Consider the following 11133-nt stretch of genomic DNA (forward strand, 5'->3'; position numbering starts at 1 on the left):
CGGCTATTGCTGCTGCGGCTGAGGGCCCGGCTTTGCCGGATGCTTGAGGTCGATTGTGCCTTGGTCGCCGGCCAAGAACTGCGGACCGATCTGGCGCACCTTGTTGGTCGCCGGATCATATGGCCTGTCCGGCACCTGAGGCTGCGGTGCAGCCGGGGCGGCGACCTTGCTCGCTGGCTCGGGCTTCTTGGTTTCGATCGTGGTGATCGATCCTTGTTGCGGCGGTTCGCTGATCGATTGGCTTTTTCGCATCCGCTCATAGTAGGCGTTGAGGTCGCAGCTGCAGGATGATTTTTCGCCGGGTTTGCGGTTCTTGTAGGCGAAAGCGTTCGGCATTGCGCTGTAAGGAGCGCCCGTCGCCGCCGATATCATCTGTGAAGTCTCAGTGCTGGAGACGTCATGATAAAAGAGCTCGGTGTCGATGCCGGGACACATCTTCGAGCAGGTGTCGGCATCGCGGGCGAAGTCCTGCGAGGTTGCATTCGAGCTTAACGGAAAAAAGCCACCGTCGCAGGTGCGCACACAGACGGTATTGAGATGAGAGGGCGTCGACATGCCGGGGAGACCGTATCGGCGCTGGCCGGGATCGCCACCCGGCGGTACGAAGGTGTCGTTTCGCAGCGCCTGATCTTCAATGCTTGGAGGCGGTGCATATCCATCGCCGCTGTCGGCGGGCCACTGTTCCTCGTTGCAGCCATTGTCATCGAGCGCCGCAAGAAGCTCGTTTCGCGTGCGGACATCCTCGCTTTGGCCACGCAGCTCGTCGCGCCGCTGCTGCAGATAACGGATGTTGTCGACCATTTTGCTCTCCGCGCGCTCAAGCTCCCCGCAATAGCCGTCATCGTCGCCGATCACGACCATGCTGCCGCTTGTGCAGCCGTTCTGACGGAGATCGCTACGGACTTTGCGAAGCTCAAGGTTCTGTTCGGCGATGGCGCTGGCGAATTTGCGCACCTCGGGTGTGCTGCCGATGATTTGCGGCAGATCCGCAAGGCGGGCACGCAGGTCTCCGCAGATCGCCGGCACCTGGGCATGGGCCGGGCCGATCAACACAAGTGCGGATGCGAATGACAGAATCCAGCGGTTCAAGGCATCGTCCCATCGGTGAGCAGGTCGTAAGGCGCGGCGTCCCGCCGCGCCTCCATTGCTAGCCCGTTTGTCTTAACAGGCTGCAGTCGGAATCTTAGCGCATTTTCTCGATCGGCCGCAAATCACGCCGGCTGTGAAGCCTCGACGACGGCGAGGGCAGCCATGTTGACGACACCGCGGGAGGTCACCGAGGGCGCCAGGATGTGCGCCGGCAGCGCAGCGCCCAGCAGGATCGGCCCTACATGCAAGCCGTCGATCATCGATTTCACGACGCCGAGGGTGATATTCGCCGAATCCAGGTTCGGGAAGACCAGCAGGTTCGCTTCGTCATGCAGGGTCGTGTCGGGCATGACGCGCTTGCGCAGGGCGTCGGAGATCGCGCTCTCGCCATGCATCTCGCCGTCGACTTCAAGCTCCGGGGCTGCTTCGCGAACGAGCTTGAGAGCAGCACGCATCTTCGTCGCGCTCTCGGATTCACGCGAGCCGAAATTCGAGTGGGAAACGAGGGCCACGCGCGGCGTAATGCCGAAGCGCTTGATTTCCTCGGCGGCGAGAACCGCGGACTCGGCGATTTCTTCCGCAGTCGGATTGAAGGTGACGTAGGTGTCCGTGAAGAACGTGGCTCCGCGCTGCGAGATCAGCAGGCTGAGTGCCGAGAAGTCGCAGACGTCATGCCGCTTGCCGATGATCTGGCGAACGTCGCGCAGATGCTTCTCGTAACGGCCTTCCAGGCCGCAGATCAGAGCGTCGGCTTCGCCGCGCTTCAGCGCCAGCGCGCCGATGACGGTCGTGTTGGTACGAACGATCGTGCGGGCGGCCTCCGGAATGACGCCGCGACGCCCGACCAGCGAGAAGTAGAGATCGACATATTCGCGGAAGCGCGGATCGTCTTCCGGGTTGATGACGTCGAAATCCGAAAGCGGGCGGATGCGCAGGCCGTAGCGCTGGAGGCGCGTTTCGATGACCTGCGGGCGGCCGATCAGGATCGGTTCGGCAATGCCTTCTTCCAGCAGCACCTGCGCGGCGCGCAGCACGCGTTCATCCTCACCTTCCGAGAAGATGACCCTCTTGCGCTCGGCATTCTTCGCCGCAGCAAAGATCGGTTTCATGATGAAGCCGGAACGGAAGACGAAACGGTTGAGCTGGTCGAGATAGGCGTCGAAATCTGTGATCGGACGCAAGGCGACACCGCTTTCGGCGGCAGCCCTCGCGACCGCCGGGGCGATCCGCAGGATCAGGCGCGGGTCGAAGGGCGAAGGGATCAGGTAGTTCGGGCCGAAGACCGGCGTTTCACCCGAATAGGCGCGGGCGGCGACGTCGGACGGCTCCTCGCGCGCAAGTGCCGCGATGGCGCGCACGGCAGCCATCTTCATTTCTTCGTTGATGGTGACCGCGCCGCAATCCAAAGCACCCCGGAAGATGTAGGGGAAGCAAAGAACATTGTTCACCTGGTTCGGGAAGTCGGAGCGACCGGTGCAGATCATTGCATCGGGGCGGGCAGCGCGGGCGAGATCGGGCATGATCTCCGGCGTCGGATTGGCGAGCGCCATGATCAGCGGGTTTTCGGCCATCTGCGCCAGCAGTTCCGGCTTCAGCACGCCGGCGGCAGACAAGCCAAGGAATACGTCGGCGCCACCGATGTTTTCCGCAAGCGTGCGCGTGTCGCTCTTTTGGGAGTAGACGCTCTTCCACTCGTCCATCAACTCTGTACGGCCTTCGTAGACCAGGCCTTCGATGTCGTGGACCCAGATATTCTCGCGTTTGGCGCCCAGCGTGACGAGGAGGTTGAGGCAGGCGAGGGCAGCGGCACCCGCGCCCGAAGCGACGATCTTGACCTCGTCGATCTTCTTGTTGGCCAGTTCCAGGCCATTGAGGATCGCCGCAGCGACGATGATGGCCGTGCCATGCTGGTCGTCATGGAAAACCGGGATCTTCATGGTCTCGCGGAGACGGCGCTCGATCTCGAAACATTCCGGCGCCTTGATGTCCTCGAGATTGATGCCGCCGAAGGTCGGCTCGAGCGAAGCGACGGTCGAGACCATCTGATCGACACTCGTTGCATCGACCTCGATATCGAAGACATCGATGTTGGCAAACTTCTTGAAGAGGACGGCCTTACCCTCCATGACCGGCTTTGATGCCAGCGGACCGATATTGCCGAGGCCGAGAACGGCCGTACCGTTGGAAATGACCGCTACGAGATTTGCGCGCGAGGTATAGTCGGCGGCCGTCTCGGGATTGTCGCGGATGGCGAGACAGGGTGCTGCGACGCCGGGGGAATAGGCCAGCGCCAGGTCGCGCTGGTTGCCGAGCGGCTTGATTGCCTGGATTTCAAGCTTGCCCGGACGCGGATAGCGATGGAAGTAGAGCGCTTGCTCGTCGAGGCTTCCACCTGCCAAATTCTTTTCCGTCTTGGACTTTTCGTGATGATCCATCATCGCCTCCGGCTGCCGCATGCTGTCTTTGAACTGCCTTCAATACATTAAACGGGATGGTCGAACAGTCGGAATTTCCGTTCGAAATGCGAAAACAGCGCAAATCTGCCGTGACGGGAGCGCAGGTCTGTAGAGACCGGGAAAATCGGGCGTGACAACCGGATGTCATCTTCCTGAAACACGACTCTGGTTTTGGAAGGTCAGGTGAACCATGGGACACGAGCAGGATGCTTGTGAGGGACAATATGGATACGCGGCACTTCCGTACGCTTTTCATTTCCGATGTGCATCTCGGCTCCAAGGCCGCGAAGGTGGACTTCCTGTTGGATTTTCTCAAGCATCACGAGGCCGATACCATCGTCCTCGTCGGCGATATCATCGATGGCTGGCGACTGAAGCGCAGCTGGTACTGGCCGCAGGATTGCAACGACGTGGTCCAGAAGCTGCTGCGCAAGGCGCGCAAGGGCACGCGGGTGGTTTATATCCCCGGCAATCACGACGAATTCCTTCGTGACTTTCCAGGCACCCATTTCGGTGGCATCGAGGTTGCCGAGCGCATCATGCACGAAGCGGCCGACGGCAAGAAGTACCTCGTGCTGCATGGCGACGAGTTCGACGTCGTGGTGCGCAACGCCCGCCTGCTCGCCTATCTCGGCGACTGGGCATACGACATGGCGATCATAATCAATATTGGCCTAGCAGCAATCCGTCGCCGGATGGGGATGCCGTACTGGTCGTTTTCCGCATGGGCCAAGCTTCAGGTGAAGCATGCAGTCAACTTCATAGGCGAGTTCCAGCGCGTCGTTGCCGACGAAGCCCGTAAGCACGGTGCGGACGGCGTGATTTGTGGCCACATTCATCACGCTGTCATGGAAGACATGGACGGGATCCGTTACATCAACACTGGAGACTGGGTCGAAAGCTGTACGGCGATCGCCGAGCATCAAGACGGCGCCTTTGAATTGATCGAATGGCGTTCCATGAGCGGTACGCAGGCGGTCCCGATGGCGATCGGGCATCGCGAAAAGGACGTCGCCCCGCAAGCCGCTTAGGCGCAATCTCCCAAGCCAGCAATTCAATGCATCAGTTTAGCCCGTTGTGTCTTTGCGACAGGCCCTATTTATTTTTTTAAACGTTTCAATCGGGCAATTTCTTGCCATAGTCGCCCTTAGGTTGACGTGATAGGCAGCGTTCAGTTTCCTGCAGGTCCACCTAATGATTCCCGCTCAAAACCCTCAGACAGGCGAGGGCGCCCCGCCGCGCTTTCGGCTTCTCAGTGCCCTGTCTTACTGCGCGCCCCTGCTCGTCAATGGCGTTGTGTTGCCCTTCTTTCCGATGTGGCTTGCACAGCACGAATTCAACGACCACGAGATCGGCGTCATCCTCGCGGTGCCGATGGTCGTGCGCGTGCTCGTCGCCCCGATCGTGGCGATGTATGCCGACCGGATGAGGGAGCGAGCGGATGTGCTGCTGTTTTCCGGAGTCCTGTCGCTGCTGACAGCCATCGCGCTCTACTGGACGAACACATTCTGGCCGGTGCTGATCGTCTACACGATCCAGGGAGCGACCTTTGCCTGTTATGTCCCGGTTGTCGAATCGATCGTGATCTCCGGAGTGCGGCGCTGGGGTCTGGATTACGGCTCCATGCGGGTATGGGGGTCGGTAGCGTTCATCGTCTCCACTCTGATCGGCGGGCAGCTGATCGGGCATTGGGGTGGCGAGATGGTGTTGCCGGTCATGACCTTTGGCTTTGTTATGACTGTTGTGATGGCTATCTATTGTCCCCGGATCGGCCCGACGCGCAGGCGCGGGATACCTGTCGATATCTCGGCTGCAACGGGGAGTTCTCTGCGCCAGCCCCATTTGTTGGCGTTGCTGATCGGGGTCGCAATCCAGCAGTCGAGCCACGCGGTGCTGCAGGCCTTCGCATCCCTCTACTGGCGAGAACTCGGCTTTTCCGGCACCGAGATCGCCGTTTTGTGGAGTGCTGGCGTTGCGGCCGAAGTGACCGTCTTCTTTCTTTCCCGCCGGCTGAACCGCCGGTTCAGCGCCTGGACGCTAATCCGGTTCGGGGCGGCGGTCAGCGTGTGTCGCTGGATTCTGTTCCCGATGCATTGGGGGTTCTGGGGCTTCTTCCTGCTTCAGTGCATGCATTCCTGCACCTATGCGTTCGTGCATACGGGCGTGCAGACACGTATCGTCGCCTCGGTGCAGGAGACGCAGGAATCGTCGGCGCAGGGCGCGTATTTCTTCTACAACGGCATGTTCATGGGGCTGATGACCATCGCCTCCGGTTACATCTACGCTTGGCTCGGCCTCGCAAGCTACTACGTGATGGCACTCGTCGCCCTGACCGGTCTCGGGCTGGTTATCGCGGCTTACTATCTTCAGCCCCAGAGCGTCGTTTCCGGCGGGAAAACGAGAGAGGCCGTATAACGCAGTCCCGGTTCGCGGTCGCGAGCAAGCAGCAGCGGTCCATCGAGGTCGACGAACTCGGCGTCCTGGGCCAGCAGCACGGCTGGCGCCATTGCCAGCGACGTGCCGACCATGCAGCCGACCATGATCTTGAAATCAAGGCGTTGCGCCTCTTTCTTCATCACAAGCGCCTCCGTGAGGCCACCCGTTTTGTCGAGCTTGATATTGATCGCGTCGTAGCGGTCGCGAAGGCTGGCGAGGTCCCCGGTATGGTGGACGCTTTCATCCGCGCAAACGAGGACGGGACGACGGATCTCCGCCAGAAATTCATCCTTGCCGGCCGGCAGCGGCTGTTCGACCAAGGCGACGCCCATCTCGGCAGCGATGCACAGATGATGCTCAAGCGTTTCGTCAGGCCAGCCCTCATTGGCATCGAGGATGATCGCCGCATTGGGCGCTGCCTCGCGAACCGCGCGGATACGGCTTTCGTCATCGCCGGTGCCGACCTTGACCTTCAGGAGGGCCCGATCGGCGTTTGCGCGCGCCTGTGCAGCCATGACGTCAGGTTCGCCGAGCGAGATCGTGAAGGCGGTCGTCAGCGGCTGCGGCTGCGCCAGGCCAAGCGCCATGATCACGGTTTCGCCCGAACTCTTGGCTTCCAGATCCCAGAGGGCGCAGTCAACGACATTGCGCGCGGCGCCGGGAGGCATAGCTCGCTGAAGTTCCTTTCGCGTCAGGCCGGCTTCAATCAACGGCTTTGCCGCTTCGATCTGTGCTGCCACGCTTTCCATGGTCTCGCCATAACGGCGATAGGGAACGCATTCGCCTCGGCCGGCAAACCCGTTTTCCCGGATTATGCAGAGGATCACGTCTGCCGACGTTTTGGCGCCGCGCGAGATCGAGAATGTGCCCGCTATGGGGAAGGAATCCGTCTGAATTTGAAGTGACCGTGGCATATTTGCAATCCTGCGCGCATGGAAATTTGGTGCGGCTTGGGTATATTGATCCGAAGCGGCGAACCGTTAGTTCGCGAGTCGGCAATGTCGCCGTAAGCCTTGAAAGACACAAGCGTTTTGAAGTCCGAAACCCGTAACGCCGCCTCACTGCATGTGGACGACCAGAGCCATGGCGCGGGTCAGTTCGTTCATATCGAAGGGAACTGGCGAAGCGCCAACCTGCATCTCGTTTTGCGTGACTTCGACAAGCTTACCGCCGGCCGAAGCGGCGAGGTGACACTCGACCTATCAGGCGTGACCGATATCGACACTGCGGGCGTCTGGCTGCTCTGCCGGCTGAAGAAGCAGGTGGAAGGCGCCGGTGGGACCGTGCGCTTCGAAGGCAGTAACACCCATATCGACGAGATGATCGCGGAGTTTTCCGAGGAACCGCCGCAGCCCGAGCAGGAGCCGCAGCCAAGCGCAAGCTGGCCGGAGCGGATCTTCGCACCGATCGGCAAGATCACCTCCGAGCTCTGGAACAACCTCGCGGCCGCGATGTATATCCTCGGCTCCGCTGTCCGCGGCGCGCAAATGAAATTCGGGCGAGGCAGCGGCGTATCGCCGGCGTCGATCGTCAACCAGATCGACCACATGGGCGTGCGCGCGGTGCCGATCATATTGCTGATGTCGTTTCTGATTGGTGCGATCATCGCGCAGCAGGGCGCCTTTCAGCTCCGCTATTTTGGCGCCGAAGTCTTCGTCGTCGATCTCGTCGGTATCCTGCAGCTTCGCGAAATCGGTGTGCTTCTCACCGCCATCATGATTGCCGGCCGCTCGGGCAGCGCCATCACGGCTGAAATCGGCTCGATGAAGATGCGCGAGGAAGTGGACGCATTGAAGGTCATGGGGCTCAATCCCGTGGGCGTGCTGATTTTCCCGCGCCTAGTTGCCCTTACGGTGGCGCTGCCGCTGTTGACGGTCATCGCGAACTTTGCCTCGCTCGCCGGCGCAGCCGTGGTCGCCTGGGCCTATTCCGGCATCACCTTCGCCAACTTCGTCTCCCGCCTGCATGAGGCGATCACGCTGTCGACGGTGCTGTCCGGGATGATCAAGGCGCCGTTCATGGCGCTGGTTATCGGTATCGTTGCGGCGGTCGAGGGCTTAAAGGTAGGCGGCAGCGCCGAGTCGCTTGGCCAGCACGTGACCGCGGCGGTAGTGAAGGCGATCTTTGTCGTTATCCTCATGGACGGGCTTTTTGCCATGTTCTATGCGGCCATCAATTTCTAAGGATTGTACGTGGACGGGCAGCATACAGAGACCGGAAACAACGAGGGGCGAGATGTCGTGCTATCAGCGCGCGGCGTGACCGTCGCTTTCGGGTCGAAGGTTGTTCTCGACCATCTGGATCTGGATATCTATCGCGGCGAAATTCTCGGTTTTGTCGGAGCGTCGGGAACGGGCAAGTCGGTCTTGATGCGGACGGTGCTTCGGTTGCTGCCGCGGCGCTCTGGAACGATCAAGATTCTCGGTCAGGACTTCGATGAGTTGGACGAGCCGCAGCGCAACGCGCTCGACATGCGGCTCGGTGTGCTGTTCCAGCAGGGGGCGCTGTTTTCGTCGCTGACCGTCCGGGAGAACATCCAGGTTCCAATGCGCGAGTATCTGGACCTGCCCCAGTCGCTGATGGACGAACTCGCGCAGCTCAAGATCCGCCTCGTCGGGCTTGCGGCTGATGCCGCCGACAAATACCCGTCGGAGCTTTCGGGCGGCATGATCAAGCGTGCTGCGCTGGCACGCGCGCTTGCGCTCGATCCGGAATTGGTCTTCCTTGACGAGCCAACGTCGGGCCTCGACCCGATCGGTGCCGCGGAGTTCGACGAGCTCATCGCAAGGCTCAGGGACACCCTCGGCCTGACCGTCTACATGGTCACGCACGACCTCGACAGTCTCTTCTCGGTCTGTGACCGGATTGCGGTGCTTGGCAAGAAGCGGGTATTGGTCGAGGGAACGATCGACGACATGCTGGCCTGCGACGATCCTTGGGTTCAGGCTTATTTCAAGGGCAAGCGGGCGCGTTCGGTCGTGCCGCAGCGTGGCCACGCAGGCAAGGACAGCCTGGCGCAAGATAGCCGCGGGAAGTGAGCGGATACGATGGAAACAAAAGCGAACTACACGATTGTCGGCTTTTTCACGGTGCTCGTTATCGCGGCGGCGTTCGGTTTCGTTTACTGGATGGCGGAATATGGGCGCGGTGGGCCGATGGCCGAACTGATCGTCCGGATTCCCGGCTCCGCGAACGGCTTGAGCGTCGGCTCGCCGGTGCGGTTCAACGGCATTCAGGTCGGTTCGGTCAAGTCGCTGTCCATCGATGCCGACGATCCCAGTTTCTCACTGGCGTTCACCGAGGTGCGGGTCGACGCGCCTATCTATCCCTCGACGAAAGCCATCCTTGAAATCCAGGGTCTGACGGGTGCTGCCTATATCGAACTTTCGGGCGGGAGGATCGGCGAAAAGAACATCCTTCAACAGTCCCTCGAGACCGGAAAGCGAGCGGTCATCGTCGCGGATCAGTCGAGTGTCACGAACCTTCTGGCGACGGCAGACAAGATTCTTGACAGAGCGAACGATGCTGTCGGGCAGATTCAGGGCTTTGTGACGGATGCACGCGGGCCGCTGACGAAGACATTGCAGAATGCCGAGACCTTCTCCGATGCACTGGCCAAGAACTCAGGCAACATCGACTCGTTCCTGCAGAGTGTCGGCCAACTCTCCGAGACCGTGCGTAAGGTCTCGGGTCGTGTCGACTCGACGCTGGAAGCGGTCGAGGCCCTCGTGAAGGCCGTCGACGCGAAGAAGATCGACACCATTCTCAGCAATGCCGAGAAAGTCAGCCGCGACGTCGCCGATGCTTCGGGAAACTTCAAGGGAGCGATCCAGAAGTTCCAGGAAACGGCGACTACGTACAACGACCTCGGCAAGAAGGCGCAGGCGACGCTCGATCGAGTAGATACGTTGGTCGCGCAGATCGACCCGGCGAAGGTCAAGGGATCCGTCGACGATATCTCGCAGGCGACAAAGGACGCACGCACCGCAGTCGCTTCGATCAAGGACGTCGCGAACACTGTTTCGGCTCGGCAGAAGGACATCGACCAGACGATCCAGAATGTTTCGCAGATGGCCAACAAGCTGAACGCGGCCTCCACACGTGTCGACGGCATTCTGATCAAGCTGGACGCGCTGCTCGGTACGGACAATACGCAGTCGCTGTTTGCGCAGGCGCGTGACACGCTCACCTCATTCAAGAAGGTCGCCGACAATCTGAATTCGCGCATCGGTCCTATTGCGGACAACTTGCAGAAATTTTCCAGCGGTGGGCTGCGCGATGTGCAGTCGCTCATCAACGACACGCGCTCCACCGTGCAAAACCTCAACGATGCGATCGGCAATTTTGACCGCAATCCGCAGCGGCTGATCTTCGGTGGGGATACCGTAAAGCAATATGACGGCCGGACGCGGCGTTAATAGGGATATTAGGGGAGCGCATATGGCCGTATCGGATCTGTTGCAGCGTCGTTCGTGGCTATCGACGACCGCGATTACGCTGCCGCTATTGGCGGGTCTGGCAGGCTGTGGGACGGCTGCCAGGAACGACACCTACGACCTCTCCGCGTCGGTGACTGGCAGTGGGCCGGCGGCCAGGGGCCGGCAGATCCTGGTGCAGCAGCCAACTGCGTTGCGGGCGATCGACAGCGAACAGATCGTCATTCGGGTGGCGCCGTCGCAGATACAGTACCTTTCCAAGGCGCAATGGGGCGACAAGCTGCCGCGCATGGTCCAGGCAAAGCTCGTCGAAGCCTACGAGAACTCAGGCAAGCTCGGCGGCGTCGGCGTGCCCGGGCAGGGACTGGCGATCGACTATCAGCTCGTGACCGATATCCGCGCTTTCGAGATCGACACGACCGGTGGCAGCCACGCGGTCGTCGAGATTTCGGCCAAGATCGTGAACGACCGGAATGGCACCGTGAGAACCCAGAAAGTGTTCAGACAAGCGGTGCCGGCCAATGGGTCCAACGACGGTCTTGTGAAGGGTCTCGATCGCGCGTTCGCGAGCGTGACGGCTGAGATCGTGAACTGGACCCTCCAGTCGATCTGATAGAGGGCGCCGGCAATGCACCACAAGGTGCCTGCTGGCGCGTGCCGGCCTAGCGCGATGGCGTAACACGATCCACCGTCCACGACCCGACCCGACCTTTCGC

The 11133-nt window shown here is 60.8% G+C and carries 9 protein-coding genes; 6 read left to right on the forward strand and 3 right to left on the reverse strand.

The features are described from left to right. Nucleotides 1–3 precede the first annotated feature (3 nt). Both AF71_RS04980 and AF71_RS04985 read right to left on the reverse strand, forming a co-directional pair. Nucleotides 4–1089, reverse strand: a complete 1086-nt coding sequence (locus AF71_RS04980) for a DUF2865 domain-containing protein (protein WP_169680248.1) — start codon at nucleotides 1087–1089, stop codon at nucleotides 4–6. A 122-nt stretch (nucleotides 1090–1211) separates the two neighbouring features. Then, the gene (locus AF71_RS04985; RefSeq protein ID WP_113471035.1) at nucleotides 1212–3524 is read right to left on the reverse strand and encodes an NADP-dependent malic enzyme; all 2313 of its coding nucleotides are present in this window, start codon (nucleotides 3522–3524) and stop codon (nucleotides 1212–1214) included. A 227-nt stretch (nucleotides 3525–3751) separates the two neighbouring features. Here AF71_RS04985 and AF71_RS04990 point away from each other — a divergent pair, with 227 nt between their 5' ends. Both AF71_RS04990 and AF71_RS04995 read left to right on the forward strand, forming a co-directional pair. Further along, nucleotides 3752–4576, forward strand: coding sequence for a UDP-2,3-diacylglucosamine diphosphatase (locus AF71_RS04990; protein ID WP_169680249.1), 825 nt, complete (start codon nucleotides 3752–3754; stop codon nucleotides 4574–4576). Nucleotides 4577–4739: 163 nt separating this feature from the next. Next, entirely contained in the window at nucleotides 4740–5960 is a 1221-nt protein-coding gene (locus AF71_RS04995) for an MFS transporter (protein WP_169680251.1), read from the forward strand. On the opposite strand, the gene dgcA is transcribed toward AF71_RS04995, so the two are convergent. Further along, entirely contained in the window at nucleotides 5912–6895 is a 984-nt protein-coding gene (gene dgcA, locus AF71_RS05000; protein ID WP_169680253.1) for an N-acetyl-D-Glu racemase DgcA, read from the reverse strand. The genes AF71_RS04995 and dgcA overlap by 49 nt on opposite strands. Nucleotides 6896–6994: 99 nt before the next feature. Between dgcA and AF71_RS05005 the strand changes: the two genes are divergently transcribed. Genes AF71_RS05005 through AF71_RS05020 form a run of 4 tightly spaced genes read left to right on the forward strand, consistent with a single transcriptional unit; the run spans nucleotide 6995 to nucleotide 11030 of the window. Beyond that, nucleotides 6995–8164: an MlaE family lipid ABC transporter permease subunit gene (locus tag AF71_RS05005; protein WP_026371471.1), complete on the forward strand. Its 1170-nt coding sequence runs from the start codon at nucleotides 6995–6997 to the stop codon at nucleotides 8162–8164. A gap of 9 nt (nucleotides 8165–8173) precedes the next feature. Beyond that, a complete protein-coding gene (locus AF71_RS05010; RefSeq protein ID WP_037089011.1) occupies nucleotides 8174–9019 on the forward strand; it encodes an ABC transporter ATP-binding protein in 846 nt (281 codons plus the stop codon). A 9-nt stretch (nucleotides 9020–9028) separates the two neighbouring features. Next, nucleotides 9029–10399: an MlaD family protein gene (locus tag AF71_RS05015; RefSeq protein ID WP_018854837.1), complete on the forward strand. Its 1371-nt coding sequence runs from the start codon at nucleotides 9029–9031 to the stop codon at nucleotides 10397–10399. A gap of 22 nt (nucleotides 10400–10421) precedes the next feature. Then, nucleotides 10422–11030, forward strand: coding sequence for an ABC-type transport auxiliary lipoprotein family protein (locus AF71_RS05020; protein ID WP_018854838.1), 609 nt, complete (start codon nucleotides 10422–10424; stop codon nucleotides 11028–11030). Nucleotides 11031–11133: the final 103 nt, after the last annotated feature.

Source organism: Rhizobium sp. 57MFTsu3.2, from assembly GCF_012932765.1.
Taxonomy (GTDB): Bacteria; Pseudomonadota; Alphaproteobacteria; order Rhizobiales; family Rhizobiaceae; genus Rhizobium; species Rhizobium altiplani.

What these genes read in the sequence shown, in the direction of transcription:
- AF71_RS04995 (WP_169680251.1), top strand. Translation starts at nt 4,740, where the DNA reads ATGATTCCCGCTCAAAACCCTCAGACAGGCGAGGGCGCCCCGCCGCGC.
- dgcA (WP_169680253.1), bottom strand. Translation starts at nt 6,895, where the DNA reads ATGCCACGGTCACTTCAAATTCAGACGGATTCCTTCCCCATAGCGGGC.
- AF71_RS04990 (WP_169680249.1), top strand. Translation starts at nt 3,752, where the DNA reads ATGCTTGTGAGGGACAATATGGATACGCGGCACTTCCGTACGCTTTTC.
- AF71_RS05015 (WP_018854837.1), top strand. Translation starts at nt 9,029, where the DNA reads ATGGAAACAAAAGCGAACTACACGATTGTCGGCTTTTTCACGGTGCTC.
- AF71_RS04985 (WP_113471035.1), bottom strand. Translation starts at nt 3,524, where the DNA reads ATGGATCATCACGAAAAGTCCAAGACGGAAAAGAATTTGGCAGGTGGA.
- AF71_RS05020 (WP_018854838.1), top strand. Translation starts at nt 10,422, where the DNA reads ATGGCCGTATCGGATCTGTTGCAGCGTCGTTCGTGGCTATCGACGACC.